This is a genomic window from Paracoccus sp. Z118 (assembly GCF_019061185.1).
Lineage (GTDB): Bacteria > Pseudomonadota > Alphaproteobacteria > Rhodobacterales > Rhodobacteraceae > Paracoccus.
The window spans coordinates 20,714-47,159 of the sequence record NZ_JAHQZU010000018.1 but is presented as its reverse complement, the minus strand read 5'-3'; the positions used below and the strand labels follow the sequence as shown (position 1 = coordinate 47,159).

General features: G+C 67.2%; 20 protein-coding genes and 1 other RNA gene. 8 read left to right on the top strand and 13 right to left on the bottom strand.

The window, feature by feature from the left end; genetic code table 11:
• Positions 1–55 precede the first annotated feature (55 nt).
• The 8 genes from KTN05_RS13470 to KTN05_RS13435 all read right to left on the bottom strand — a co-directional run bounded on the left by KTN05_RS13470 (position 56) and on the right by KTN05_RS13435 (position 7,624).
• Positions 56–526 carry a hypothetical protein gene (locus KTN05_RS13470; RefSeq protein ID WP_217329930.1) on the bottom strand — a complete coding sequence of 157 codons (471 nt, stop codon included), beginning with the start codon at positions 524–526 and terminating at the stop codon, positions 56–58.
• Between the two features lie 96 nt (positions 527–622).
• Positions 623–1,933 carry a relaxase/mobilization nuclease domain-containing protein gene (locus KTN05_RS13465; protein WP_217329929.1) on the bottom strand — a complete coding sequence of 437 codons (1,311 nt, stop codon included), beginning with the start codon at positions 1,931–1,933 and terminating at the stop codon, positions 623–625.
• On the bottom strand, positions 1,930–2,352 hold the full coding sequence (locus tag KTN05_RS13460) for a MobC family plasmid mobilization relaxosome protein (protein ID WP_217329928.1): 423 nt from the start codon (positions 2,350–2,352) through the stop codon (positions 1,930–1,932). The genes KTN05_RS13465 and KTN05_RS13460 overlap by 4 nt, the downstream gene beginning before the upstream one ends.
• Before the next feature lie 427 nt (positions 2,353–2,779).
• Complete coding sequence (gene rpmG, locus KTN05_RS13455) at positions 2,780–2,947, bottom strand: 50S ribosomal protein L33 (RefSeq protein ID WP_101752137.1); 168 nt, start codon at positions 2,945–2,947, stop codon at positions 2,780–2,782.
• A gap of 119 nt (positions 2,948–3,066) precedes the next feature.
• Entirely contained in the window at positions 3,067–3,447 is a 381-nt protein-coding gene (locus KTN05_RS13450) for a PAS domain-containing protein (RefSeq protein ID WP_217329927.1), read from the bottom strand.
• A 195-nt stretch (positions 3,448–3,642) separates the two neighbouring features.
• Positions 3,643–4,022, bottom strand: an RNA gene (gene rnpB / locus KTN05_RS13445) — RNase P RNA component class A.
• Positions 4,023–4,212: 190 nt separating this feature from the next.
• Positions 4,213–6,606: an ATP-dependent helicase gene (locus KTN05_RS13440; RefSeq protein WP_217329926.1), complete on the bottom strand. Its 2,394-nt coding sequence runs from the start codon at positions 6,604–6,606 to the stop codon at positions 4,213–4,215.
• A gap of 67 nt (positions 6,607–6,673) precedes the next feature.
• Positions 6,674–7,624, bottom strand: a complete 951-nt coding sequence (locus KTN05_RS13435; protein ID WP_254368204.1) for a TerC family protein — start codon at positions 7,622–7,624, stop codon at positions 6,674–6,676.
• 169 nt (positions 7,625–7,793) lie between these two features.
• On the opposite strand from KTN05_RS13435, the gene metZ reads away from it, so the two are divergent.
• Complete coding sequence (gene metZ, locus KTN05_RS13430) at positions 7,794–8,957, top strand: O-succinylhomoserine sulfhydrylase (protein ID WP_217329924.1); 1,164 nt, start codon at positions 7,794–7,796, stop codon at positions 8,955–8,957.
• A gap of 100 nt (positions 8,958–9,057) precedes the next feature.
• Positions 9,058–10,020, top strand: a complete 963-nt coding sequence (gene folE2, locus KTN05_RS13425) for a GTP cyclohydrolase FolE2 (RefSeq protein WP_217329923.1) — start codon at positions 9,058–9,060, stop codon at positions 10,018–10,020.
• Between the two features lie 12 nt (positions 10,021–10,032).
• Here folE2 and KTN05_RS13420 read toward each other — a convergent pair whose 3' ends face one another.
• The 3 genes from KTN05_RS13420 to ileS all read right to left on the bottom strand — a co-directional run bounded on the left by KTN05_RS13420 (position 10,033) and on the right by ileS (position 16,051).
• Complete coding sequence (locus KTN05_RS13420; RefSeq protein WP_217329922.1) at positions 10,033–12,465, bottom strand: PQQ-binding-like beta-propeller repeat protein; 2,433 nt, start codon at positions 12,463–12,465, stop codon at positions 10,033–10,035.
• 216 nt (positions 12,466–12,681) lie between these two features.
• A complete protein-coding gene (locus KTN05_RS13415) occupies positions 12,682–13,044 on the bottom strand; it encodes a hypothetical protein (protein WP_217329921.1) in 363 nt (120 codons plus the stop codon).
• Between the two features lie 64 nt (positions 13,045–13,108).
• Entirely contained in the window at positions 13,109–16,051 is a 2,943-nt protein-coding gene (gene ileS, locus KTN05_RS13410; RefSeq protein ID WP_217329920.1) for an isoleucine--tRNA ligase, read from the bottom strand.
• Positions 16,052–16,424: 373 nt separating this feature from the next.
• Between ileS and KTN05_RS13405 the strand changes: the two genes are divergently transcribed.
• The 3 genes from KTN05_RS13405 to KTN05_RS13395 are packed head-to-tail and all read left to right on the top strand — an operon-like array spanning position 16,425 to position 18,944.
• Entirely contained in the window at positions 16,425–17,486 is a 1,062-nt protein-coding gene (locus KTN05_RS13405; protein WP_217329919.1) for a methionine ABC transporter ATP-binding protein, read from the top strand.
• Positions 17,476–18,150, top strand: coding sequence for a methionine ABC transporter permease (locus tag KTN05_RS13400; protein ID WP_217329918.1), 675 nt, complete (start codon positions 17,476–17,478; stop codon positions 18,148–18,150). Before KTN05_RS13405 ends, KTN05_RS13400 begins: the two co-directional genes overlap by 11 nt.
• A 23-nt stretch (positions 18,151–18,173) precedes the next feature.
• The gene (locus KTN05_RS13395) at positions 18,174–18,944 is read left to right on the top strand and encodes a MetQ/NlpA family ABC transporter substrate-binding protein (protein ID WP_217329917.1); all 771 of its coding nucleotides are present in this window, start codon (positions 18,174–18,176) and stop codon (positions 18,942–18,944) included.
• A 111-nt stretch (positions 18,945–19,055) separates the two neighbouring features.
• Here the strand turns inward: KTN05_RS13395 and KTN05_RS13390 are convergent, their stop codons facing one another.
• Together KTN05_RS13390 and KTN05_RS13385 are read right to left on the bottom strand one after the other, a co-directional pair.
• Positions 19,056–21,134: a TRAP transporter permease gene (locus KTN05_RS13390; RefSeq protein WP_217329916.1), complete on the bottom strand. Its 2,079-nt coding sequence runs from the start codon at positions 21,132–21,134 to the stop codon at positions 19,056–19,058.
• An 87-nt stretch (positions 21,135–21,221) separates the two neighbouring features.
• Positions 21,222–22,223 carry a TAXI family TRAP transporter solute-binding subunit gene (locus KTN05_RS13385; protein ID WP_217329915.1) on the bottom strand — a complete coding sequence of 334 codons (1,002 nt, stop codon included), beginning with the start codon at positions 22,221–22,223 and terminating at the stop codon, positions 21,222–21,224.
• Positions 22,224–22,699: 476 nt separating this feature from the next.
• Between KTN05_RS13385 and KTN05_RS13380 the strand changes: the two genes are divergently transcribed.
• From KTN05_RS13380 to pstA, 3 genes are all read left to right on the top strand, one after another.
• Entirely contained in the window at positions 22,700–23,728 is a 1,029-nt protein-coding gene (locus tag KTN05_RS13380; protein WP_217329914.1) for a substrate-binding domain-containing protein, read from the top strand.
• 138 nt (positions 23,729–23,866) lie between these two features.
• Positions 23,867–25,078: a phosphate ABC transporter permease subunit PstC gene (gene pstC, locus KTN05_RS13375; protein ID WP_217329913.1), complete on the top strand. Its 1,212-nt coding sequence runs from the start codon at positions 23,867–23,869 to the stop codon at positions 25,076–25,078.
• Positions 25,075–26,433, top strand: a complete 1,359-nt coding sequence (gene pstA, locus KTN05_RS13370) for a phosphate ABC transporter permease PstA (protein WP_217329912.1) — start codon at positions 25,075–25,077, stop codon at positions 26,431–26,433. The genes pstC and pstA overlap by 4 nt, the downstream gene beginning before the upstream one ends.
• The last annotated feature ends 13 nt before the right edge of the window (positions 26,434–26,446 follow it).

Below are 26,446 nucleotides of genomic sequence, written 5' to 3'. Positions count from 1 at the left end.
CGTCGGTCAGCCAGAACAGGTTGCTCATATATCAGGTCTCCTCGCCGTGCCTGAATCACGCCAACAGCCTGAAATCAATGGGTCTGGAGCCTAGGTGCTTTTGAAGGTAGGCATTGAGTTCTTCGCGTTCTTGAGCGGGCGCTGTCACCGACGCAAGGTTGTATCGACCGTACCGGTGTGATCTGTAAAAACGCGCGAGAATAGATAAAAACTCGTTATGCACCGGCGCTAGTTTGAGGTTGTGGGTGACCTTGAGCCTGCGTACTAGTTCAGAGTGGCTGTGAGTGATAAGCGTCTCTTCGAATGCTTGCTGGTCATCTCCCGGTGTATGTTCGGCTAAGATCACCGCTATTTTCAAGAGACGCTCGATGCCGACCGATATTGAATACAGGAATTCAAAGGAGTCTTCCTCTGATGTGAAAGTTTGCATTTCATGGAAGCATTGCAGGCCATTGTAAATAAACCTACCTGCAATATCGAGTTCGGTTCCCAAGTTGAAATTTTTCCAATATTCGTCTGGCGTCATAGTTATCTCCGGAAATATGCTGCTGAGGCTTTTCAAGGGATTCTATCTCATTGCTGAATTGCTTGCTCAAGTTTTCCACCAAGCGGTTCTCCGCCGCTAGGAGGGATCGAAGCCACGCCTGCGGTGTGATCCTTGCTCTCGCCTCTTGGTCTCATGATCCTCACGGGCGCGCGCAGGGCGAAGGTCATCACCGTCACGATCCAGCTTCTGATACTTCGCAACATCTTCCCGCAGACGTAGCAGCTCATGCTGCGCAATTGTGCGCTGCGCCTTGATGTCCTGCCGGAGAACCTGCCGCTCCTGGAGCTGCTGGTAGATCAGCGTGTCCTTTTCGGAGCGGTCACGCCGCCAGGCTTCGAGCGTTTCCCGCTCATTTTGCGCCTTCACCTTGGCATAGCGCCCGGTCAGCCAATGCCAGATGCCGGAGAATCCGCGCGGCAGACGCTCGGATCGTGCTTTGGTCTCCGCCTGCCAGCGCCGCTCATGCGCGTCAGTAAGGCGCTTCCGTTCTTCCCGTTGGCGCGCCAACAGGTCCGCCTTGCGGAAGTCCATCACAGCCGACCGGCGCGCAGCGTCCCGCTCCACGTCTTTGATGAAGGCTTGCAGCTTCGCGGTCATTCCGCCCGAGATTTCCGCTTTGACGTCCTGCACTGAGCGAAGCGCTCGCGCGTCGCCCAGCCGCGCCTCGATCTCTTTCGACTTCACGCCCGCGTACCGCGACAGCGAATAGACTTCGCCACGGTAATCGACGGCGACAAAGCCGCGACGGTCGCCTCGGGCCAGCCAGAAGCCGCGCTCCCGCAGCGCCAGGTCAAAGGCCGCCTGGCTGTCGGACCGGTCCCAGCACTGCCGGAACACCGCCTTGAGTTCGCGAGCATCGAGCCCCGCGCGCGTTGCCTGTTGCCATTCGTCCCGCGTGAAGGTCAGCGGGTCGCGCAGGCTGCGGTCCTGAAGGCCGCGCGGCATGTCCCAGCCATGCTCCATGTACAGCTTTCGGGACACGTCCCGAAGCTTAAGCTTGTAGTGGGGCAGGTTGATCGCGCGCATCCGCTCCGCGTCGATCCGCGACCAAACGGCGTGAGCGTGCCGCCTCCCGTCCTTTTCATGGAAGACGATGGCGCGCGGCTGGTTTTCCAGTCCGAGCTTCTGTTCAATTTCGTCAATGGCTTGCTCGAAGACCTCGACGCTGGCCTCCGCCCCTTCGGGCGGGTTCAGGCTCATCGAAAACAGATGCTTCTCGCAGCGCGTCCCGAGGGCGATGGCGTCCGCCTCGCTGAAAGCGCCTTGCAGGGTTTCGCTGGCAAAGCCGCGCACCTCATGCAGCTCGACGTGATCGTTGTCGCGCATGGCCAGAAGATAGCGGGCAAGTTGCTGCCCGCCGCCGCGCTCTTTGGCTTTGAGGATCATGGCCCGCCCTCCGGCGACTTGCCGAGGGCGCGAAGCAGCTCAGCCCGCAGGGCCAACACTTCGCGACAGGCTTCTTTGAGGTCGGCCTCAGTTTCCGGCGTGACGGGCAGGGAGCCCGTATTCACGGCCTTGGCGAGCTGGTTCAGGTTGGAGGAAAGCCGGGACTGCCCCAAGGCACCCAGGACGCGCCCAAGCGCCTCACGGTCGCCGACCGGGCTGTTGCCGCTCTTCTTGCGCGGGCTGGCGGCGTCGCCGAACAGCTTCTCTCGGATATGCACGCTCAGCGGCTTGCCGCCCCGTTCAGCGTCCAGCCGCGCCCTTTCTTCGTGCGTGAGGCGCAGGGAGAACGGCGGCGGGTACTTCTTTGCCGCAGCGTTGGCTGTGCCTAAGGCGTTAAAGTTTCGGCTTAAATGGGTCATCGCCGCACCGCAGACCCTTAGGGTCTAGCTGCGCGAGATGGCGCTCCCATTCATCCAGCACCTCGAAGAGAGTGTTCGAACTTTCTCCTGCGAGGTGCGCCAGTTTTTACTTTCTCCGGCACAGGTTGCGGCACGAGGTTCGAGCCGTTTCCTATCGCCTCACGGGCGGTTGGCTGATGATCCGCTGAATGGTGATCCGTGGACTGGTCTGCGGACTGGCGCGGCTTTCCTGCCGCTCGCTGTCGGCGGCCTTGTCTTCATAGATCGCGAGGAACCGGCGCGGCTGGCTGTGCCATGCTCCCGCGAATTTTGCGTCGGACGGATCACGTAAAAAAAACGGGGGCGCTGCATCGCTGCAGCACCCCTTGAACGGCCATCCGGCCGTACAGTTTTCGACCAGCTTGTCGCGATCAGGAAGGCGAAGACCTTACTTGATCTTGCCTTCCTTGTATTCCACGTGCTTGCGCACGACGGGGTCGTATTTGTTGACCGTCATCTTCTCGGTCATCGTGCGCGCGTTCTTCTTGGTCACGTAGAAGTGGCCGGTGCCCGCGCTGGAGTTCAGGCGGATCTTGATGGTGGTCGGCTTCGCCATGTTCGTCGCTCCTGCTCGGGCGCGATCGTCATCAGCCGTCGGGCACCCGTGGAAATTCCGTGAAGCCTGCCTTTTACGCGGGCCTCACGCAGAGTCAACCGCCAAACAGGCGAATCGGGTCAGCCGGCGGCGGCGTGAGCGATGCAGAGGATCTTGGCGATGCGGCCGTCATTCCCCTCGATCGGGCAGAGGGTCACGGCGCGGTGCTGGTCCTCGCCCTCGAGGCCGGGGCAGTGGAGTGTCATGCGGACGGCCTCGCCCTCCGCGGCCTCGACCAGACCGGCCCGCAGCGTCTCGTGGTCGAGGCAGGTCCATATCTGCGTCCAGTGCCGCCCTTGGACGCGGCTGGCGTCGTCCAGTCCCAGCTCGGCCGCGGCTGCGCGGTTGACCATCGTGAGGCGCCCGTCCGGGTCCATCAGATAGACGGAGTCGGAGTGATGCCGCAGCAGCGCCAGCGCGAGCGCGGTGCCGGTAAGATCGCATTCATGTGATGCGTCCAAAGACGAATTGGATGCGTTGAAACTTGTGTTCGGCGAGGCAAGATGTTCGGCAGGCTGCATGGACGGACCTCCCAGGATGGAAATGACGACGGGTAATGGGTCGAGCCTATGCCCGTTCCGTGAATGTCCAGAGTCGAAAATCGCCTTATAATTGTTATACGCGAAATTCCGCCGAGATGGACCGGGCGGGATCGTTTGCGCGGATGGCCTGTAAGCCGGGTTCTGTCCGGGGCCTTGCGGCCCGTGGATGACCATTCCTCTGGTCCCGCCGTTGCCGGCGGGATCAAGCTGCCAACCCGGATCTGCTGGGGCGCAGGCGGCCCTGCGGGTTGCCCCGCGCGCGATCCCTATTCGGCATTGCTCCCGGTGGGGCTTGCCTTGCCGGTCCGGTTGCCCGTCCCGCGGTGGGCTCTTACCCCACCGTTTCACCCTTGCCACGCGCGAGGCGCGGCGGTCTCTTCTCTGTGGCGCTTTCCCTGGGGTCGCCCCCGCCGGGCGTTACCCGGCACCGTGCCTGCATGGAGCCCGGACTTTCCTCGGACGGACAGGCCGCCCGCGGTCATCCGGCCATCCGCGCAAAGCGGCAGATAGGCGCGGCCGGCGGGGCGGTCAAGCGTGGTTTTCGTAGCTGCGTTGCAGCGGGGGCTTCGCGCCCCCGGCCACTACCGTGGCCTTCCTCGCTGAAAACGGTCCACCGGACCGTTTTCCGGGCGCTCGGAAGCCCCGCGGGATATTTCCGGCCGCCCGAGGATCAGGGGAGCGTTCTCAGAACGGCACGTCGTCCGCGTTGGTCGGGGCGGCTGGTTGAATATAGGAGGCTTTCACCGTCTTGAAGCCTGCCGGGAACTCGACCGTCAACGTGTCCTCGGCGATGCCCATGATGCTGCCGGTGCCGAATTTCTGGTGGAACACCCGGTCGCCCACGGAAAAGCGGGCGGCGGGTTCGGCGTCGATCACGATGGGTGTGCGGTGGACCGGGGCGGCGCGCTGGCCGGCGCGATCCTGCATCCGCTTCCAGCCGGGGGAGTTGTAGACATCCGCCCGCGCCGCCTTTTCGTGCATGGTGGACTGCGCGAAGGGCTGAGCCGCCGCGCCGTAGCCGCCGCCGTAGAGGCCGGGCGGGGTCAGCACCTCGACGTGATCCTCGGGCAGTTCGTCGATGAAGCGCGAGGGCAGGGAGGATTGCCACTGCCCATACATCCGCCGGTTGCCGGCGAAGGTGATGGTCGCCAGCTCTTCGGCACGGGTGATGCCGACATAGGCGAGGCGGCGTTCCTCCTCGAGGCCCTTAAGGCCCGACTCGTCCATGCTGCGCTGGCTGGGGAACAGACCGTCCTCCCATCCCGGCAGGAACACGATGGGGTATTCCAGCCCCTTGGCGGCGTGGAGGGTCATGATGCTGACCTCCTCGGCCTGCTCGCCCTCGGAGGCGTCCATCACCAGCGCGACATGTTCGAGGAAGCCCTGCAGGTTCTCGAACTCCTCCAGCGCCTTGACCAGTTCCTTGAGATTGTCGAGCCGCCCCGGTGCATCGGGCGCGCGGTCGTTCTGCCACATGGCGGTATAGCCGGAATCGTCCAGGATGCGCTCGGCCAGTTCGACGTGGTTCACGCGGCTGTCCAGCACATCGGCGTGCCAGCGGCCCATCTGCTCGGTGAAGGTCCGCAGGTTGGCCGCGCCCTTGCCGGTGAGCGCATTGGCCGCGACCGTCGCCGCCGCGCCTTCCAGCAGCGGCAGGCCGCGCGAGCGGGCCTCGCGCTGGATCGTCTGCACGGCCTTGTCGCCGAGACCCCGCTTGGGAAGGTTCACGATCCGCTCGAACGCCAGATCGTCCGTGGGCGACACGGCCAGCCGGAAATAGGCCATCGCGTCGCGGATTTCCTGCCGCTCGTAGAAGCGGGGGCCGCCGATCACGCGATAGGGCAGGCCGATGGTCATGAAGCGGTCCTCGAACGCCCGCATCTGGTGCGAGGCGCGGACGAGGATGGCGATGTCGTTCAGGCTGCGCCGTCCGATGGAATGGCGGTGGCCGCCGTGGAACGCCTCGATCTCTTCGCCGATCCAGCGGGCCTCGGCCTCGCTGTCCCAGTGGCCGATCAGGCGGACCTTCTCGCCGCCCTCGGATTCGGTCCACAGGGTCTTGCCGAGACGGCCCTTGTTCGCGGCGATCAGGCCGGAGGCGGCGGCGAGGATGTGCGGCGTGGAGCGGTAGTTCTGTTCCAGCCGGATCACCTGCGCGCCGGGGAAATCCTGCTCGAACCGCAGGATGTTGCCGACCTCGGCCCCGCGCCAGCCATAGATCGACTGGTCGTCGTCGCCCACGCAGCAGATGTTGCGGTGCATCTGGGCCAGCAGCCGCAGCCACAGATACTGGGCGACGTTGGTGTCCTGGTATTCGTCCACGAGGATATAGCGGAAACGATCCTGCCACTGGGCCAGCACGTCCGGGTGCGCCTGGAAGATCGTCACGCAATGCAGCAGCAGGTCGCCGAAATCGGTGGCGTTCAGTTCCAGCAGGCGGCGCTGATACTGCGCGTAAAGCGCCGCGCCCTTTCCGTCATAGGCGTGCGTCTCGCCCGAGGGCACGCGCGAGGGCGTCAGCGCGCGGTTCTTCCAGTCGTCGATCAGCCCGGCCAGCATCCGCGCGGGCCAGCGCTTCTCGTCGATGTTCCCGGCCGCGATCAGTTGCTTGAGCAGCCGGATCTGGTCGTCGGTGTCAAGGATCGTGAAGCTGGGCTTCAGGTGCAGCCCGCCTTCGCCCACCAGTTCGGCATGGCGGCGCAGGATCTTGACGCTGACCGAGTGGAACGTGCCCAGCCAAGGCATCCCCTCGACCGTCTCGCCCAGCAGGCGGGCCACGCGGTCCTTCATCTCGCGCGCGGCCTTGTTCGTGAAGGTCACGGCGAGGATGCGGCCCGGCGTCGCGCGGCCCTGCGTCAGCAGATGGACGATGCGGGTGGTCAGGGCGCGGGTCTTGCCGGTGCCGGCGCCGGCGAGCAGCAGGACCGGGCCGTCCAGCGACTCGACAGCCTGCCGTTGCGCCGGGTTCAGCCCGTCCAGATAGGGCGCGGCCCGGCCCGCCATCGCCCGTTGGGACAGGGGAACGCGGGCGGGCGCGGCGGCGGCCTCGAAGGCATCGGAGTCGTCGAAATGGCTCATGCGAGCCAACATAAAGAACGCGGCCTGCCAAGGGAAGGCCGCGTTCCTGATCCGTTCGCTTTTTGCGTCAGTGGGCGGGCTTGTCGCCCCGCGTCTTGACCACCGATACGATCACGCCGACCGTCAGGATCACGAAGGTCACGCCCAGCGAGATCGCGGGCGGCACCTTCTCGATCCCCAGCATCTCGGCCACGACGACCTTGCCGCCGATGAAGATCAGCAGGATCGCCAGCGCGGGCTTCAGGTACTCGAAGCGGTGCAGGATGGCAGCGAGCGCGAAATACAGCGCCCGCAGGCCGAGGATGGCGAAGATGTTCGAGGTATAGACGAGGTAAGGATCGGTGGTGATCGCGAAGATCGCGGGCACCGAATCGACGGCGAAGATCAGGTCCGCGATCTCGATCGCGACCAGGGCCACGAACAGCGGCGTCGCGTAGAGCAGCGTCTTGCCGGCCGGGCCTTCCTGCCGCACGAAGAACCTGTTGCCGACGAATCCTTTCGTCACCCGCATGTGCCTGGTGAGCCAGACCAGCATCTTGTTCTCGGACGGGTCGGCCTCCTCCTTCCCGGCCATCAGCATCCTGACGCCGGTGAAGATCAGGAAGGCCGCGAAGATCAGCAGCACCCATTCGTAGCGCTGCACCAGCACCGCGCCGAAGCCGATCATGATCGCCCGCAGGACGATCACGCCAAGAATGCCCCAGAACAGCACCCGGTGCTGCAAATGACGCGGCACGGCGAAGAAGCCGAAGATCGTCGCCATGACGAAGACGTTGTCCATCGCCAGCGACTTCTCGACGATGAAGCCGGTCCAGTATTCCAGCGCGGCGGTCTGGCCCAACTGCGACCAGACGAAGCCGCCGAACAGGAGGCCGATGGTGATGTAGAAGGCCGACATCACGAGCGAGCGGCGCACGCCGATCTCGTTGTCGCCGCGGTTCAGGACGCCGAGGTCCAGCACCAGCAGAACGATGACGGCCGAAAGGAAGGTCAGCCACATCCAAACGGGCTGTCCCATGATCAATGCTGTGAGATCCATGTATGCCTCTGGGTTACGGTCAAATGTGACCGACATCACGATCCGCTCGGATCGCCAGAGGGGCCCGGTCCCGGCCCCGACTTAGGCGGCGAACGCGCCGGTTCAAGTCGAAGTTGCGCTTTTTGTCGCAGGGGGCTAACGCGGGTTCATGAGCGACAGCCAGCACCCTCGCACCCGCGCCGTCCACGCAGGCATCCGCCGCAGCCAGTATGGTGAGATGGCCGAGGCGCTGTTCCTGACGCAAGGCTTCGCCTACGACAGCGCCGAGCAGGCCGAGGCGCGGTTCCAGAAAATCGGGCCGGACGAGTTCATCTATGCCCGCTACGGCAACCCGACCTCTCGGATGTTCGAGGACCGGATGGCCTCGCTGGAAGGGACCGAGGACGCGTTTGCCACCGCCTCGGGCATGGCCGCCGTCAACGGCGCGCTGATGGCGATGGTGAAGCCCGGCGACCGCGTGGTGGCGGCGCGGCAGCTGTTCGGATCGTGCCTTTACGTGCTGGACATCCTCGCCCGCTTCGGGGTCGAGGTCGTGCTGCTGGACGGCACCAATCTTGCCGCCTGGCGCGAGGCGGTGACGCCCGGCACGAAGGCCGTGTTCTTCGAAAGCGTGTCGAATCCGGTCCTCGAAGTCATGGACATCGCCGGTATTTCCGAAATCGCCCATGCGGCGGGCGCGCTGGTCGTGGTGGACAACGTCTTCACGACGCCGGTCTTTTCCCGCGCGGTCGAGCAGGGCGCGGATGTCGTCGTTTATTCCACCACCAAGCATATTGACGGCGGCGGGCGGGCGCTCGGCGGGGTGATCTGCGGCACCCGCCATTTCGTGCGCGAGGTGGCCGAGCCCTATCTCAAGCACACCGGCGGGGCGATCAGCCCGTTCAACGCCTGGATCATGCTGAACGGCCTGACGACGCTGGACCTGCGGGTGCGGGCGATGGCGGACAGCGCGGCGCAGATCGCGCAGGCGCTGGACGGGGCAGGGGTGCGGGTGATCTATCCGGGGCTGCCCGCGCATCCGCAGCACGAGCTTGCGATGCGGCAGATGGGCTCCGGCGGGACGATGATCGCGTTGCAACTCGCCTCCAAGCAGGCGGCGTTCGACTGCATGAACCGGCTGCGGCTCATCAGCATCTCGAACAATCTCGGCGACGCCAAGACCATCGTGACCCATCCGGCCACCACCACGCACCAGCGCCTGTCGCCGGAAACGCGGGCGCAGGCGGGCATCACCGACGGCACGCTGCGCCTGTCCATCGGGCTGGAGCACCCGGCCGACCTGCTGGCCGACCTGATGCAGTCGCTCGGCTGACCGCGCGGTCGTTCCCCGGCTTCACTTCCCCGCGCGGCCTTCCCATATAGGGCATCGGATTCAGGCCGAGAGCCGCGCGCATCCGCGGGAGGAGCATCACATGACCCAGAACCGCCCCCTGACCCCGGTCTATCCGGCGCTCAGCCGCAGCTATCCCGCCGATTTCACGGTGGACGAGCAATACCGCGCCAGCCTGCCGGACCTTCAGAACGGCCCCGCCAGCCTGATCGTCGGCGCCCGCAAGCTGATCCAGCATGTCGGCATTTCCAACTTCCGCCTGCCGATCCGCTACCGCCGGAAAGACGGGGGAGAGATCATGCTGGAAACCAGCGTCACCGGCACCGTCAGCCTGGATGCCGAGCGCAAGGGCATCAACATGAGCCGGATCATGCGGTCCTTCTATGCACATGCGGAAAAGCAGTTCTCGCTGGGCGTGCTGGCGGCGGCGGTCAGCGACTACAAGGACCATCTGGACAGTTTCGACGCGCGCTTGCAGATGCGGCTGAGCTATCCGATGCGCGCGCTATCGCTGCGCTCGGGGCTGGAGGGCTGGCAGTATTACGACATCGCGATGGAGCTGATCGATCAGGGCGGGCAGCGGCTCAAGGTCATGCATTTCGACTATGTCTATTCCTCGACCTGCCCCTGCTCGCTGGAACTGTCCGAACATGCTCGCGAGAGCCGCGCCCAGTTGGCTACGCCCCATTCCCAACGCTCGATCGCCCGCATCTCGGTCGTGATGCAGGGCGAGGAGAAGCTGTGGTTCGAGGACATGGTGGCCCTGTGCCGCCGCGCCGTCGCCACCGAAACGCAGGTGATGGTGAAGCGCGAGGACGAGCAGGCCTTCGCCGAACTCAACGCCGCGAACCCCATCTTCGTCGAGGATGCGGTGCGGGCCTTCGCCCAGCAGCTTGAGGACGAGCCGCGGATCGGCGATTTCCGCGTCATCGCCAGCCATCAGGAATCGCTGCACTCGCATGACGCGGTGAGCCTGCTGACCGAGGGCGAGACCTTCGCGCAGACCAGCCTCGATCCGATGACCTTTGCCGGGCTCAGGGCGTGACCGGCCCCGCGCTCACTCCGGCAGCGCAAAGACGGTCAGCGCGTCGCCCATGTTCGTCTCCAGCCGGGCGTGGCCCGCATTGACGATGGCGACATACTGGCGGCCCTCATGCTCGTAGGTCATCGGACCGGCCTGCGGTCCGGCGTCGAGCCGCGCCTGCCATAGCAACCGTCCGGTCGCCGTTTCGAAGGCGCGCAGGTAATCGTCCTGCGCGGCGCCGATGAAGGTCAGCCCGCCCGCCGTCACCAGCGGCCCGCCCTGATTGGCCGTGCCCATCACGATCTTCAGCCGCGAAGGAATGCCCAGCGGGCCGCTGTCGAAGCCGGTGCCGAACGGCTGCGACCAGACCAGCTCGCCCGTGTCGATATGGGTCGCGGCCATGATCCCCCATGGCGGGGCGATGCAGGGGATGTTCAGCACCGAAAGCCAGGTCGGGCGGTCCACGCCATAGGGCGTGCCGGCCTGCGGCGCGACCTCCTGATCGGGGCGCGCGCCGCCATCGCCGACGGGGACATCCTCGACATTCTCGCGGGCGATCAGCGTGACAATGTTCGGCATCCGCGAATAGTTCGAGATCAGCAGCCGCTGCGCGGGATCGAAGCCCATCCCGCCCCAGTTCATGCCGCCCATGATCCCCGGCATCATCAGCATCGGGGTTCCCGGCTCGGCCAGGGGCGTGAACATTCCTTCGTATCGGGCCTGATGGAAGGTCAGGCGGCACATGGCGGCGTCGATCGGCGTGATGCCCCAGGTGTCGCGGGGTTCCAGCGTCTCGGGCTCGCTGCCCGGCATTCCGGCGAAAAGGGGATAATGGGCCGGGAAGGGCTGGACCGGCGACAGATCGTCGCTTGGCCGCCCGCCCTGCGGGACCGGGACTTCCTCGACCGGGCGCAGCGGCTCGCCCGTCAGGGCATCCAGCAGGAACAGCCGCCCCGTCTTGGTGCCCTGCATCACGGCCCGGCGCGGCGCGCCGTCGATCTCGACATCGACCAGCATGGGCTGGGCGCCGATGTCGTAATCCCAGCGGTCGAGGCGCACGGTCGCATAGGACCAGCGTTCCTCGCCGGTCTCCAGATCGACGGCGACGACAGCGGCTGTGACCTCCTCCTCCTCGGGCGTGCGGTCGCCGCCCCACTGGTCTGCGCCGGGGTTGCCGGTGCCGAGGAAGGCCAGCCCCAACTCCTCGTCGGCGGAGATGACGTTCCAGACGTTCGGCGTGCCGCGCGGATAGATCTCGCCCTCGGCCAGCGGCGCCTGCGGATCCGGGCGCAGCACGTCCCACGCCCAGCGAAGCTCTCCGCTCGCCGCATCATAGGCGCGGACCACGCCCGAAGGGGAATCGCGGCGCTGATTGTCGCTGACCTGCTGGCCCACGATCACCACCCCGCCTGCGACCGTCGGACCCGAGTTGTTCGAGAAGAATCCGGGCTGCCGCTCGCCCATGCCCTCGGTCAGATCGACGGTGCCGTCCGTGCCGAACGCCGCGCAGTCCGAGCCGTCGAGCGCGTCGCGGGCGATCAGCCGTCCATCCTCGGTGGTGACGTAGATGCGGGCCGCGCATTGTGCGCCGGCGGGACCGATCTCGGCATGGCCCACGGCGCGGCAGGCGACGCTGAAAGTCGATTCCATCGCGTCGGGCGAGTTCTGCGGATCGAAGCTCCAGACCTCGGCGCCCGTCGCCGGGTCCAGCGCAAAGACCTGGCTGCTGGGCGAGCAGGTATAGAGCAGGTCGCCCACCTTCAACGGCGTGTTCTGGGCGGAATAGAAGATGCGCCCCTCGCGCGGGGTCGAATCCCCGGTGTTGAAGCGCCACGCTTCCTGAAGATCGGCTACGTTGGTAGTGGTGATCCGGTCCAGCGCCGAATAGCGCTGACCACGGGTCGTACCGCCGAACGCCGTCCAGTCCGCGCCGGATGCCGCCGGGCTGGCCGGCGGCGCGCCTGCGAGGGCCGCGCCTGCCGGCTCGGTGGTGCGCTCCCAGAAGACGCCGACCAGCGCCAGAGCCGCAACGACGCCGCCCCCGAAGAGACCCAGCACCGCCCGGCGCGGGGTCGAGCGCGGCGGGGTGCTGCGGAAGGCGAAGGCGATGACCGTCAGCGCGAAGAGCAGCGCGATGATCCCGCTGCGGGCGGCGAAGTCGAAGCCCCAGGCGGGCATCCAGCCCTTGCCCGCGATCTCGACGAGCGACCACAGGATCGTTGCGACGAATGCGGCGGTGAACAGTCCGAGCGCGGCCCGGTGCCGGCCAAGCCAGGCGAGGGCCGCCGCCACCGAAAGGGCCAGACCCAGCAGCAGGTAGTACCACGTCCCCCCGAGCCACGTGATCTGCGCCCCGAACCAGACCGTCGCCGCACCGATCAAGCCCGACACGGTCGTCAGTATCAAATAGATGACATGGGCCGCGCGGGAATGGACGGGGGCGTGATCGGACGGGGCGCGGGGCATGGATGCTCCTTCGGCAACGGCGCGCCGCGCAGCTTTGGGCGGCGCGTCACGAAAGGGGTGGGGTCCCTTTGCGAACCCCGCGGAGGCATGAGGGTTCCGTGCTCACCTCGACCCAAGGGGCGGCGTGATCGGTCGTCGGAGTGGTTTTTCGCCGCGCCCCAAGCCGGGGTTTCACCCCGGACCCCAGGATATTTGGGCGAAGAAGAAGCCGCCCGATCAGGGGCGGGGCAGCGGCGTCTGGGTCGAAAGGGCGCAGAAGACCGGGGGGACGGCCTCGGGCGAGGGGGTGCAGCCCGAGAGGGTCGCAACCGGTTCGATCAGCGCGCCGCCTTCGGCGGGCAGGGTCACGCGGTAGGCGTGGGTCGGGGCGGGGGCGTCCGGGCCGTGGCTGTAGGGGGTGAAGCGCTGTTCGGTCTGGAGGCAGCGATGCGCGGCGACGGGGTAACCGGCGTCGGTCAGCACGGCAGACACGGCCTTGGCCCGTGCCGCACAGGCGGCCATGTCGCCGGCTTCGGTGATGGCCAGGTGCGGGCCGTCCGCGTGACCCAGCGTCAGGACGATCAGCAGCGTGTGGAGCATGGCGGTTTCCCCTCGGGGCTGGGCGGGGCGGCGGTCTTGCCGCCCCGGCTTGTCGCTCGTCCAGTCACTCGGCGGCGTCCAGCACCGTGTCGCAGCGGGCGCAGGTCGCCGGATGGTCGTGGGTGCCGACATCGGGCAGGATCTTCCAGCAGCGCTGGCATTTCTCGCCCGTCGCCGTCTCGAACACCACGCCGACGCCGGGCACCTCGGGCAGGCGGAACGCCTCGGCCGGGGCGGGATCGGCGGTCAGTTCCAGCGACGACACGATACAGACATCCGCGAAATCGACCGAGCGCAGGGTGGCCAGCAGCGCCGCATCCTCGACATGAACGACCGGCGCGGCTTCGAGGCTGGCGCCGATGGTCTTGTCGGCGCGCTTGACCTCCAGCGCCGCCGTCACCGCGCGGCGGGCGCGGCGGATGCCGTCCCACTTGGCGGCGAGCGTGTCGCTGCGCCAGGCGGGCGGCGTCGCGGGGAAATCGTGCAGATGCACGCTGTCCTCATCGGAGGAGAAGCGCGAGAGCCACACATCCTCCATCGTGAAGGGCAGCAGCGGGGCGAGCCACAGCGTCAGTCGGTGGAACACCGCGTCCATCACCGTGCGGACCGCGCGGCGGCGCAGGCTGTCCGGGGCGTCGCAGTAGAGCGCGTCCTTGCGGATGTCGAACCAGAAGGCCGAGAGGTCCAGCGTGGCGAAGTTGAACAGCGCCTGGAATACGCCCTGGAAGTCGTAGGCGTCGTAGCCGGCGCGGACCCTGCCATCGAGTTCGGCCAGCCGGTGCAGCACCCAGCGTTCCAGTTCGGGCATCTCGGCGGGCTCCACCCGCTCGGCATCTGTGAAACCGTCCAGCGCCCCCAGCAGGAAACGCAGCGTGTTGCGCAGGCGACGATAGCTGTCGGCGGTGCCCTTGAGGATCTCGGGCCCGATGCGGCTGTCGGCGGAGTAATCCACCTGCGCCACCCAGAGCCGCAGGATGTCGGCCCCGTATTGCTTGATGACCTCGGCCGGAACGATGGTGTTGCCGAGCGACTTGGACATCTTCATGCCCTTCTCGTCCAGCGTGAAGCCGTGGGTCAGCACGCCGCGATAGGGCGCCCGGCCCTTCGTTGCGCTGGCCTGCAGCAGCGAGGACTGGAACCAGCCGCGATGCTGGTCGGTGCCTTCCAGATAGAGGTCGGCGATCCCGTCGGGCGAGCCGTCCGCACGGTCGCGCAGCACGAAGGCGTGGGTCGAGCCGCTGTCGAACCACACGTCCAGCACGTCCATGACCTGATCGTAGTCGCCCGGATAGACGATGCCGTCCAGCATCCGCTCCTTGAAGCCGTCCTGATACCACACATCCGCGCCATGCTCCTCGAACGCGTCGAGGATGCGCTGGTTGACCTTCGGATCGCGCAGCAGGAAGGATGGATCGTCGGGCTTCGCGCCCTTGCGCACGAAGCAGGTCAGCGGCACGCCCCAGGCGCGTTGACGGCTCAGCACCCAGTCGGGGCGGTTCTGCACCATCGAGAAGATGCGGTTGCGCCCCGAGGGCGGCGTCCATGTCACCAGCTCGTCGATCGAGGTCAGCGCCCGCTGGCGGATCGTGTCGCCGTAGGCGCCCATGCCGTCATGCAGCGGCTTGTCGATGGCGGCGAACCATTGCGGCGTGTTGCGATAGATCACCGGCGCCTTGGACCGCCAGCTATGCGGATAGCTGTGCTTCAGCTTGCCCTTGGCCAGCAACGCACCCGCGCCGTGCAACGCCCTGATGTTGCTGACATTGGCGGGGCCTTCCTTGCCGTCGGGCTGGATAATCGCCTGCCCGCCGAAGACCGGCAGGTCGGCGCGGTAGCTGCCGTCCGGCTCGACGTTGTAGGTCATCTTGAGGCCGTATTTCAGGCCAAGCTGATAGTCGTCCTCGCCGTGGCTGGGGGCGGTGTGGACGAAGCCGGTGCCGGCGTCCTCGGTGACGTGATCGCCGGGCAACAGGGGGATGTCCTGGTCCCACTCGCCCGCGCCGCCTTCGATGCCGCGATAGGGATGGGCCAGCACCAGCGCGGCCAGTTCGCCCGCCGGCACGTCGCGCAGCCGCTCGTGCCGTTCCACGCGGGCGGAGGTCAGCACCCCGGCCGCCAGCGTGTCCGCCAGCACCAGCGTTTCGCCCACGCGCGCGGTGGAGTTTTCGCCAAGCTCGTCAACGCGGTAGAGACCGTAGGCGAAGTCCGGTCCGAAGGCCACCGCGCGGTTCTGCGGGATGGTCCACGGCGTCGTGGTCCAGATCACCACCGACGCGTCCAGCAGGTCGGTCCGCATGCAGCCATCCAGCGGCGCGAAGTCGCGCTGCGAGGCGACGGGGAAGCGTACCCAGACCTGATGGCTGGTGTGGTCGTGATATTCCACCTCAGCCTCGGCCAGGGCGGTCTTTTCGACCGGCGACCACATCACCGGCTTGCTGCCCTGATAGAGGCTGCCGTTCATCACCAGCTTCATGAACTCGGCCGCGATCACCGCCTCGGCGTGGTAATCCATGGTCAGGTAGGGATCGTCCCACTTGCCGGTGACGCCGAGGCGCTTGAACTCCTCGCGCTGCACATCCACCCAGTGCTCGGCGAAGCGGCGGCATTCCTGCCGGAACTCGACCGTGTCCACCGCGTCCTTGTCGAGGCCCTTCTGGCGGTATTGCTCCTCGATCTTCCACTCGATCGGCAGACCGTGGCAGTCCCAGCCGGGGACATAACGCGCATCGCGCCCCATCATCTGCTGGCTGCGGACGATGAAGTCCTTGAGCAGCTTGTTCAGTGCGTGGCCGATATGCAGGTTGCCGTTCGCATAGGGGGGGCCGTCATGCAGGATGAACGGCTTGCGGCCTTCGGCATTCGCCCGCAGGCGGTCATAGATGCCGAGCCGCTCCCACCGGGCCAGCCAGTCCGGCTCGCGCTGCGGCAGGCCGGCGCGCATGGGAAAGGTGGTTTCGGGCAGGAAGACGGTGTTGCGATAGTCGGGCAGGGTGTCGGTGGCGCTCATCGGGCGGAGTCCTTGAAGATGCTGGGCAGGCGTCGTCCCGGCAGCGCGAAACCTCACGCCGCCGGGCGGCTAATTCGGAATATCCGGGCCGCGTGAAGCATGGCGGCGGTTATAGGAAGCGATGGGGGGGGCGGCAAGGGCGCCGCTGCGGGTCGCGGCGGCGGGATGATCGTTCCGACGAGGGAGCTTTGGCGCGGAGTAGAGGGAAATAGCTTCCGCTCAGTGGCTATGGCAGGGAAAGAAGCCCGGTTTCCGGCGGATTTCCTCCGCATCCGTCCGCCTGCGCCGCCCTCGCTGCGACGGGCGTCCTTTTGAGCGGCAGGCCGGGCCGCTCCCATTGAAGGCGGGCCTGCGGGGCGGTAGGTCAGCCCGCATGACCAACGGAAGCCCCAAGACAGCCCCAGAACAACCGGCCATCGTCTTCGACGACGTGGTCAAGGTCTGGCCCAACTCTTCCGGCGGCGCGAAGGCGCTGGACCGTGTGAGCCTGAATGTGCCGGCGGGCGGGATCACGGGCGTGATCGGCCGCTCGGGCGCGGGCAAGTCCACGCTGCTGCGGCTGGTCAACGGGCTGGAGCGTGTGACCTCGGGCCGGGTCGAGGTGCTGGGCCGCGACGCGACCGCCGCGCGGGGGCGCGACCTGCGCGCCTTGCGCCGCGATGCCGGGATGATCTTCCAGCATTTCAACCTCTTGGCCAACCGCACCGTCCGCGCCAACATCGCCCTGCCGCTGGAGATCGCGGGCACGCCGCGTTCCCGGATCGGCCCGCGCGTGGACCGGCTGATCGACCTGGTGGGGCTGACGCCGCTCGCGGACCGCTATCCGGCGCAGCTTTCGGGCGGGCAGAAGCAGCGCGTCGGCATCGCCCGCGCGCTGGCGACCGAGCCGAAAGTGCTGCTGTCGGACGAGGCGACGAGCGCGCTCGACCCGGAAACCACGCAGGCCGTTCTGGCGCTGCTGCGCGACATCAACCGCGAGCTTGGGTTGACCATCCTGCTCATCACCCATGAAATGGCGGTCGTGCGCGACATCTGCCAGCACGTCGCCGTGATCGAGGCGGGGCGCATCGTCGAGGCGGGCGAGACCTACGGCATCTTCGCCAACCCGCAGCATGCGGTCACAAAATCCTTCCTGTCGGGCGTGACCGGCACGGCGCTGCCGGGCTTCATCGCCCGCCGGATCGTGCCGGACGGCACTGGCCCCGCGATCCTGCGCATCACCTTCGCGGGCGAGCGGGCGACCGATCCGGTGCTGTCGCGCATCGGCTCGGAGCTCGGCGTCGAGACCAGCATCCTCAGCGGCACCATCGAGGAGATCGACGGCCGCCCCTTCGGCAACCTGACGGTCGAGCTTCCGGCCGGGACGCTGGACCGGGTGCAGGCCTTCCTGCACGCGCAGAACCTGCGGACGGAGGTGCTGGGCCATGTCGGCTAACCTCATCGCCCTGCTCTGGGAAGCGACGCTGCAGACCCTCTACATGGTCGCCGTCTCGGGGCTGCTCGGCACGGTGATCGGCCTGCCGCTGGGCGTGTTCCTCGCCACCTCGAAGCGGGGCGAGCTGCTGTCGGCGCCCGCCGTCAACGCGGTGCTGGGCCTGATCGTGAACGCCACCCGCTCAATCCCGTTCATCATCCTCGTCGTGGCGATTATCCCCTTCACCCGGCTGATCGCCGGCACCTCGATCGGCACCACCGCCGCGATCGTGCCGCTGACGCTGGCCGCCGCGCCGTTCATCGCCCGGATCGTGGAAACCGCGATCCGCGAGGTCGATGGCGGGCTGATCGAGGCCGCCCGCGCGATGGGCGCCACCCCGCATCAGATCATCCGCAAGGTGCTGCTGCCCGAGGCGCTGCCGGGCATCGCCCTTGGCCTGACGCTCGCGATGGTCAGCCTGATCGGCTATTCCGCGATGGTCGGCGCGGTGGGCGGCGAGGGCCTCGGCGATCTCGGCATCCGCTACGGCTATCAGCGCTTCATGCCCGATGTCATGCTGGCGGTGGTCGTCATCCTGATCGTCCTCGTGCAGGGCGTGCAGTCGCTGGGCGAGGCCATCGCCCGCCGCCTCGACCACCGCGCCGCCAAGGACCGGGGTCTCTAGTTCAACTGGAAAGGAAGACTGCAATGCTGAGAACATTCGTTTCCGTCCTCGCGCTGAGCGCGGGCATGGCCGCGGCCGAGGAAATCAGGATCGGCGTCAGCCCCGGCGAGCATGGCGAGATCCTGGAACAGGTCGCCCCCATCGCCGAGGCGAACGGCCTGACGCTCGATATCATCGAGTTCTCGGACTATGTCGTGCCGAACGCCGCGCTGGCCGACGGCGATCTGGACGCCAACAGCTTCCAGCACGTTCCCTATCTGGACAACCAGATCAAGGACCGCGGCTTCGATCTGGTGGTCGTCGGCAAGACCATCACCACCCCGATGGGCGTCTATTCCAGCCGCATCGAGTCGCTGGACGACCTGCCCGAGGGCGGAACCGTCGCGATCCCGAACGATCCGACCAACGGCGGCCGGGCGCTGCTGGTGCTGGCCGATCAGGGCGTGATCGCGGTGAACCCCGAGGCCGGGCTGGTGCCGACCCCGCTCGACATCACCGAGAACCCGAAGAACCTGAAGTTCCGCGAACTCGACGCCGCCCAGCTGCCGCGCGCGCTGGAAGACGCCGACGCGGCGGTCATCAACACCAACTACGCGCTGGCGGGCGGGCTCAGCCCCAAGGGCGATTCGATCGCAATGGAAAAGGCCGACAGCCCCTATGCCAACGTGATCGTGGTCCGCCGCGGGGACGAGAACGAGCCTTGGGTCAAGACGCTGGTCGATGCCTATCACTCGGCCGAGGTGAAGGCGTTCATCGAGACGGAATACGAAGGCGCGGTTATCCCCGCCTGGTGACCGAGGCGCCGTCATCGGCGTCAGGATGCCTGAGATCCTCCCCTCACAGGCGAAACGGCCCGCCCCGGAAAGGGCGGGCCGTTTCAGTCAGAGGCACGATGCTGCGCCGGCTCACGCCGGCTGCGGCGTCCTCCGCGCCACGGCAAGCTGTCGCAGCGCGATCGGGACCAGCAGAACCAGCCCGATGATCGTCGCGGTCCAGTTCGGGGCGACCAGCAGCAGCGAGGCGAAGGCCAGCGCCCCACGCTCGACCCCAGACAGTCGCGCGAACATCCAGCCGGTGATCGCCGCGGACAGCGCCCAGATGCCCAGCACCGCCCCGCCGAAGGCGAGCAGGAAGTTCGCCCAGGTGAAGCCCGTGGTCACGATCAGCAACGCCGGCTGGAAGACGAAGACGAACGGCACCAGCGCCTTGCCCATCGACAGGCGGAAGGCGGTGTTGCCCGCCTTGAAGGCGTTGGCCCCGGCGATCCCGGCGCCCGCATAGGCCGCCATCGCCACGGGGGGCGTCACGTCGGCCAGCACCCCGTAATAGAAGACGAAGAAATGGGCGACGATCGGCTCCACGTTCAGCAGGCCCAGAACCGGCGCGGCGACCGCGACCATGATGATGTAGTTCGCGGTGGTCGGGATGCCGCAGCCCATCAGCACGCAGACGATGGCAGTCAGGATCAGCGTGAACAGCAGCGTCAGCGTGCCCACGCCCATGATCTCGAACGGCAGGAATGCGAGCCAGCCCGTCACATCCTGCGCCCAGTCGGCCGCGACGCTGGTGACGAGATAGGCGATCCTGAAACCGACGCCGGTCAGCGTCACGACGCCGATCACCACGCCGACCAGAGCGGCGGCGGCGGTGACGGCGAGGGACTGCTTGGCGCCCAGCACGAAGCCCTCATAGATGCCGTGGGCGGTGCCCTTCAGCGCCTGGACCGGGCCGCCGGCGCGAAGCTCCTGCCACAGCAGCACGACGACACAGGCGGTGATCGACCAGAAGGCCGCGGCAAACGGGGTGCGGCCCGACAGCAGCACGCCGACCAGCACGATCAGCGGCACGACCGTCAGCCAGCCAGCCCTCAGCACCTTCCAGGCGTTCGGCAGCTCGGACGGATGCAGGCCGCGCAGGCCGAGGCGCTTGGCCTCGAGATGGACCTGCACCAGCACGCCGAAGAAATGCATGAAGGCGGGAACGATGGCCGCCAGCAGGATCGTGGTCAGCGGCAGGCCCAGATATTCGATCATCAGGAAGGCGACCGCCCCCATGACCGGCGGCGTGATCTGCCCGCCGGTGGAGGCGGCGGCCTCGACCGCGGCGGCGAAGTGGCGGGGATAGCCCACGCGGATCATGGCCGGGATGGTCAGCGCCCCGGTGGTCACGGTGTTGGCGATCGACGAGCCGGAGATCGAGCCGAGCAGCGCCGAGGACAGCACCGACACCTTCGCCGGTCCGCCCGCGAAACGGCCCGCTGCGGCTGAGGCGACATCGATGAAAAGCTGCCCCAGCCCGATCCGCGTCGCCATCACCCCGAACAGGACGAAGTGGAACACATAGGTCGCGATGACCCCCAGCGCGGTGCCGTAGATCCCCTGGCTCGTCAGATACAGGTGGTTGACGATATTGGACCAGCTTGCCCCCGGATGGACGAGAATGCCGGGCATGTGCTGGCCGTAATAGGCATAGGCCATGAACAACATGGCGATCACCGGCAGCGGCCAGCCCATCGAGCGGCGCACGGCCTCCAGCAGCACGACGATCAGGATCGTGCCCATGGTGGTGTCGAGCGTGGTGGGGTTGCCGACCCGGAACGCCAGTTCGCTGTAGATCCACGGCACGTAAAGCGAAGCGACCGCGCCGGCGATGGCCATGATCCAGTCGGCGAGCGGAAGTCCCAGCAGCGCAAGCGGGCCCCGCGCCGGCTCGGACCGGCCGAAGGCGGAAAACGACATGAAGACGAGAAATACCGTCACCCCCATGTGCAGCCCGCGATGCACCGTGGCCTGCGGGATGCCGAAGCCGGCGGTGTAGTAGTGATAGCAGCTCAGCAGGAACAGGATCGCGCCGGTCAGCACCGCCACCGGCTTCACCAGGGTGCGGAACCGCAACTCGGGATCGTATTTTTCCTCGAGTTCGGCCAGCTGGTCGGGGGTCAGCAGGTCCGGCTCATCGTAGTGCTGCGGTCTGGGATCGGTCATCGTGTCTGCATCCTGTCGCCTGCGCGTTGCGGGGAGCGCCGCGCCGCAGGCACTTGCGCGCCTGCGGCCTTGTTGTCGAGTCGCCGCTTATTCCAGCAGACCGGCTTCGCGGTAGAACCGCTCGGCGCCCGGATGCAGCGGCAGGCCAAGACCGGCGGTCGCGTTCTCGGGCACGATCTGCTTGCCCTTGGCGTGGCCGGCATCCAGTTGGACGCGCGTCGCGTCGTTCCACAGCGCCTTGGTGATGCCATAGATCAGCTCTTCCGGCTGGTCTGCCGAGGTCACCCACTGCGCGCCCACGGCGATGGTCTGAACGTCCGTGTCCTGATTCTCGTAGGTGCCGGCGGGGATGGTGTCGGTGGCGAAGAACTCGTTTTCCAGCACGGCCGTGGCGATCTCGCCGTCGATCGGGACGACCTTCACCGCTTGCTGGCTGGCGAGTTCGGCGATCGCGCCGGCCGGATAGCCGCCGACGAAGAAGAACGCGTCCATCGCGCCGTCGCGCATCCGGTCGGCGGCCTGGTCGGGCTTGAGATATTCGGGGGTGATGTCGGATTCCGACAGCCCCGCGGCGGCGAGGATCAGCTGCGCATCGACCAGCGTGCCCGAGCCCGGCTCGTCCAGCGAGACGCGCTTGCCGGCGAGGTCTGCGACCGATTCGATGCCGGAATCGGCCGAGGCGATCAGGTGGATCGATTCGGGATAGAGGTTGGCGATGGCGCGCAGCTTCTCGGCCGCGGGCTGACCTTCCCAGATGCCGGTGCCGGTATAGGCCCATGCGGCGACGTCGCCCTGTGCGAAGCCCGATTCCAGCGCCCCGCCCATGATGGCGTTGACGTTGGCGACCGAGCCGTTCGCGGCCACGGCCGAGGCGACCAGCCCCGGAACGCCGCAGGCGCCGCCTTCCTCGCAGGCGCGCGAGCCGGGCGGGGCCGAGATGGCGTTCGCCAGCAGGCCGCCGATCGGGTAGTAGGTGCCGGCGGTGCCGCCCGTGCCGATGCGGAAGAAGGTCATTTCCTGGGCCGAGGCGACCCCGCTCAGTGCGATCAGCGTTGCGGCGGCAAGGCCGGCGATCCGTTTGGTGAACATGTCAGGCTCCCTGTCAGTGACTGAGGAAACCTGACCCGAAACTGCAATGACTACAACGTGTCCTTTGTTGCAGGTTTTACCGTTCCGCGCCGGTGCCGCCCTCTGGGTGAGCCAAGCCGGCCGGCTCGGGCCACCGGACGCCATCGGCCCCCCGTGAGACGGGGCGCTGGCCGCCGGCCGGCCCTTCGTGCTGGAGGTCCTGGGCGATCGGAACTGCCGCCGCATATCACGGCGAACAGCCGCGGGCCTTCGCCGCGGCCCTTGTGTTGGGGAGAGCAGGACGGCGGCGGCGTCGTCGCGGGCGCTGCCAGGCAACTGCTCGGCCGGTTGCTGCCGGACGGGTGAGATCGGGCGCCCTTGGCGGACAAGGCGTTCCGGCCGCCGTCAGAATGTGATCTGTCTGTCACATGAATGACATGTCCCTGACCTAACAGGAGCGCGGCCCGAAACCTTCTCTCCCAATCAGGAGCCTGAGAATGAACAAGCTGAAGATCACCGCATCGGCCCTCGCCGTGGCCGCCGTGTCGGCCACCGCCGCCGGCGCCCAGGCTGTCAAGGTCGCCGGTTCCTCGACCGTGCTGCCCTATGCCACCATCGTGGCCGAGGCCTTTGCCGAGAACACCGACTTCCCGGCCCCGGTCGTCGAGGGCGGCGGCACAGGCGGCGGTCTGTCGCAGTTCTGTCAGGGCGTGGGCGGGAACACCATCGACGTCGCCAACGCCTCGCGCCCCATCCGCGAGAACGAGGCCGCGGCCTGCGCCGAGAACGGCGTCACCGACATCATGGAAGTCCGCTTCGGCTATGACGGCATCGTCTTCGCGTCGGACATCAACGGCCCCGACTTCACGCTGACCCCGCAGGACGTGTTCCTGGCGCTGGCGCAGAACGTCGTCGTGGACGGCGAATCGGTCGCCAACCCGAACACCACCTGGAACCAGGTGAACCCCGACTTGCCCGAGCAGGAAATCCTGGTCTTCGTTCCGGGCACCAAGCACGGCACCCGCGAAGTGTTCGAGGAAAAGGTCATGGCCGCCGGCTGCGAAACCTCGGGCGCTGCCGAAGCCTTCACCGCCGCGCTGGGCGAGGATGAGGGCGAGACCGCCTGCATGACGCTGCGCACGGACGGCCGCTCGGTCGATATCGACGGCGACTACACCGAGACGCTGGCCCGCCTCGGCTCCAGCCCGCAGGCGGTGGGCGTGTTCGGGCTGTCGTTCTACGAAAACAACACCGACAAGCTGAAGGTCGCCACCATCGACGGCATCGCCCCCTCGGTCGAGAGCGTCGCTTCGGGCGAATACCCGGTGTCGCGCCCGCTGTTCTTCTACGTGAAGGCGCAGCATTTCGAGGACGTCCCCGGCCTCAAGGAATACGCGGCGTTCTTCGTCGCGGACGCGCTGGCCGGACCGGGCGGCCCGCTGGCCGCCTACGGCCTGGTTCCCGACCCGGAACTGGCCGCGACCCAGGCCGCCGTCGAGGCCGAAACCATCATGCCGGCGAACTGATCGCCGCCACGTCACGGGGGCGGGCCGGGCGGCCCGTCCCTTCAATCCCCTTGCATTCCGCACCAAATCCTTGCCAACCGCCATTATTGTGCCTGTTCTTTCCGCCCCTGACCCAGCCCGCCCGGCCATGAGGTTCTGATGTCGCCCTTCTGGATCATGATGACTGTCCTGGCGCTGGCGGTGCTGGGTTACTTTCTCGGCGCCGCGCGTGCGCGCGGGGCGGTGGGCGGCGACATCCGCCGGCTGCATTCGCGCCCCGTCTATTACGGCTGGAACGCCGCCATCGCGACGGCCGCTCCGGCGCTGCTTGTGCTGCTCGTCCTGATGCTGGCCCTGCCGCTGCTGGCGGGGGAGGCAGGGCCGGGCGCATCGTGGCTGCCGGGGGGCGCTGCGCTGCTGGTCGCCGCCGTCGGGCTCGCTTTGGCGCTGGCGCGGACGACGCCGCAATACCGGGCCCGCGCCATGGTCGAGCGGGCGATCAAGGTCGCGCTGATCGGCTGCTCGCTGATCGCCATCGCGACCACGGTCGGGATCGTCCTGTCGCTGGTGTTCGAATCGATCCATTTCTTCCAGCTCTACCCGTGGCAGGCCTTCTTCTTCGGCACCGAATGGACGCCCAGCTTCGGCGGCGGCTCGGAACTCGGGATGCTGCCGCTGCTGTGGGGCACGCTGTATATCTCGTTCATCGCGCTGCTGGTCTCGGTCCCGATCGGGCTGTTCGCGGCGATCTACATGTCGGAATACGCGACGCCCCGCGTCCGCAGCGTCGCCAAGCCGCTGATCGAGGTGCTGGCCGGCATCCCGACCATCGTTTACGGCCTCTTCGCGCTGGTGACGGTCGGGCCGCTGCTGCGCGACTGGCTCGCGGCGCCGCTTGGCTTCGGCAATTCCGGCTCGTCGGTGATGACGGCGGGGCTGGTCATGGGGATCATGCTGATCCCGTTCGTGTCCTCGCTGTCGGACGACATCATCAACGCCGTGCCGCAATCGCTGCGCGACGGCAGCCTCGCCTTGGGGTCCACCCCGTCCGAGACGATCCGCCAGGTGGTGCTGCCCGCCGCGCTGCCGGGGATCGTCGGCGCGGTGCTGCTGGCCGCCTCGCGCGCCATCGGCGAGACGATGATCGTGGTGCTTGGCGCGGGCGCCATGGCGCGGTTCAGCCTCGATCCGTTCGAGGCGATGACCACCATCACCGTCAAGATCGTGGGCCAGCTGACCGGCGACAACGACTTCTCCAGCCCTGAAACGCTGGTCGCCTTCGCGCTGGGGCTGACGCTGTTCGTGATGACGCTCGCCCTCAACGTCCTCGCGCTCTATGTCGTGCGCAAATATCGGGAGCAGTACGAATGACCGACGTTCCCTCGGATCTGCCCAAGCGCGTCGGCGCCCCGGCCCGGAAGTCGCTGCTGACGCCGGACACCCGCACGAAGCGTCGCAACGCCGCCGAATCGCGGTTCAAGGTCTATGGCATCCTTGCGATCCTGGTCGCGCTGCTAGCGCTGGTGTTCCTGCTGTTCACCATCATCCGCGACGGCAGCGGCGCGTTCCGCCAGACCTTCATCAGCATCCCCGTGACCATCGAGGCTTCGGTCGTGGACCCCAAGGGCAACCGCGATCCGGCCGAGATGGCGGGCACCCTGACGATGAGCTACGGCGCGCTGCTGGAACAGTCGCTGACCAACTGGGTCGAGCAGAACGACATCCGGATCGAGGGGCTGACCGAGGCGGACCTCGCCAGCTTCTTCTCGGCCCAGGCGCGGGCCGACCTGCGCAACCGGGTTCTGGCGAACCCCGAACTGGTCGGGCAGACGGTCGAGACGCCCGCGCTGGCCGCCTCGCGCATCGACGGGATGTTCAAGGGCCGCGTGACGCGCGAATCCGCCGCCATCGACAACCGCACCTCGGTCGCGCAATACGATCTGGCCGAGGCCATGCGGGACCGCGGGGCGCTGGCGACCCGGTTCAACTGGGACTTCATCACCAGGCCCGACGCTTCGGACAACCGGCCCGAGGCCGCGGGGCTGGGCGTCGCGATCCTCGGCTCGGCCTACATGATGCTGATCGTGCTGGTGCTGGCCCTGCCGATCGGGGTCGCGACCTCGATCTATCTGGAGGAGTTCGCGCCGAAGAACCGGCTGACGGACCTCATCGAGATCAACATCTCGAACCTCGCGGCGGTGCCGTCGATCGTGTTCGGCATCCTCGGGCTGGCGGCGTTCATCAACTTCATGGGGCTGCCGCGCTCGGCGCCGATCGTCGGCGGGCTGGTGCTGACGCTGATGACGCTGCCGACGATCATCATCTCGACCCGCGCGGCGCTGAAGGCGGTGCCGCCCTCGATCCGCGACGCGGCGCTGGGGGTGGGGGCCTCGAAGATGCAGACGGTGTTCCACCACGTCCTGCCGCTGGCGATGCCCGGCATCCTGACCGGCACGATCATCGGGCTGGCGCAGGCGCTGGGGGAAACCGCGCCGCTGCTGCTGATCGGGATGGTGGCGTTCGTCACCACCTATCCCGCCGCCCCGCCGGAAGGCTTTTTCGACGCTGCCTCGGCGCTGCCGGTGCAGGTATATAACTGGACCCAGCGCGCGGATTCTGCGTTCTTCGAACGCGCATCAGGGGCGATCATCGTGCTGCTGGCCTTCCTGTTCGCCATGAACGTGCTGGCCATCGTCCTTCGCCGCCGTTTCGAACGGCGCTGGTAAACCGGAGTTGAGG

Bases quoted from the DNA above. Each gene is read 5' to 3' on its own strand.
- pstA (WP_217329912.1), top strand. From the start codon at position 25,075: ATGACCGACGTTCCCTCGGATCTGCCCAAGCGCGTCGGCGCCCCGGCC.
- KTN05_RS13390 (WP_217329916.1), bottom strand. From the start codon at position 21,134: ATGACCGATCCCAGACCGCAGCACTACGATGAGCCGGACCTGCTGACC.
- KTN05_RS13460 (WP_217329928.1), bottom strand. From the start codon at position 2,352: ATGACCCATTTAAGCCGAAACTTTAACGCCTTAGGCACAGCCAACGCT.
- KTN05_RS13420 (WP_217329922.1), bottom strand. From the start codon at position 12,465: ATGCCCCGCGCCCCGTCCGATCACGCCCCCGTCCATTCCCGCGCGGCC.
- pstC (WP_217329913.1), top strand. From the start codon at position 23,867: ATGTCGCCCTTCTGGATCATGATGACTGTCCTGGCGCTGGCGGTGCTG.
- KTN05_RS13400 (WP_217329918.1), top strand. From the start codon at position 17,476: ATGTCGGCTAACCTCATCGCCCTGCTCTGGGAAGCGACGCTGCAGACC.
- metZ (WP_217329924.1), top strand. From the start codon at position 7,794: ATGAGCGACAGCCAGCACCCTCGCACCCGCGCCGTCCACGCAGGCATC.
- KTN05_RS13395 (WP_217329917.1), top strand. From the start codon at position 18,174: ATGCTGAGAACATTCGTTTCCGTCCTCGCGCTGAGCGCGGGCATGGCC.
- KTN05_RS13440 (WP_217329926.1), bottom strand. From the start codon at position 6,606: ATGAGCCATTTCGACGACTCCGATGCCTTCGAGGCCGCCGCCGCGCCC.
- KTN05_RS13415 (WP_217329921.1), bottom strand. From the start codon at position 13,044: ATGCTCCACACGCTGCTGATCGTCCTGACGCTGGGTCACGCGGACGGC.
- KTN05_RS13385 (WP_217329915.1), bottom strand. From the start codon at position 22,223: ATGTTCACCAAACGGATCGCCGGCCTTGCCGCCGCAACGCTGATCGCA.
- KTN05_RS13435 (WP_254368204.1), bottom strand. From the start codon at position 7,624: ATGGGACAGCCCGTTTGGATGTGGCTGACCTTCCTTTCGGCCGTCATC.
- folE2 (WP_217329923.1), top strand. From the start codon at position 9,058: ATGACCCAGAACCGCCCCCTGACCCCGGTCTATCCGGCGCTCAGCCGC.
- rpmG (WP_101752137.1), bottom strand. From the start codon at position 2,947: ATGGCGAAGCCGACCACCATCAAGATCCGCCTGAACTCCAGCGCGGGC.
- ileS (WP_217329920.1), bottom strand. From the start codon at position 16,051: ATGAGCGCCACCGACACCCTGCCCGACTATCGCAACACCGTCTTCCTG.
- KTN05_RS13380 (WP_217329914.1), top strand. From the start codon at position 22,700: ATGAACAAGCTGAAGATCACCGCATCGGCCCTCGCCGTGGCCGCCGTG.
- KTN05_RS13405 (WP_217329919.1), top strand. From the start codon at position 16,425: ATGACCAACGGAAGCCCCAAGACAGCCCCAGAACAACCGGCCATCGTC.
- KTN05_RS13470 (WP_217329930.1), bottom strand. From the start codon at position 526: ATGACGCCAGACGAATATTGGAAAAATTTCAACTTGGGAACCGAACTC.
- KTN05_RS13465 (WP_217329929.1), bottom strand. From the start codon at position 1,933: ATGATCCTCAAAGCCAAAGAGCGCGGCGGCGGGCAGCAACTTGCCCGC.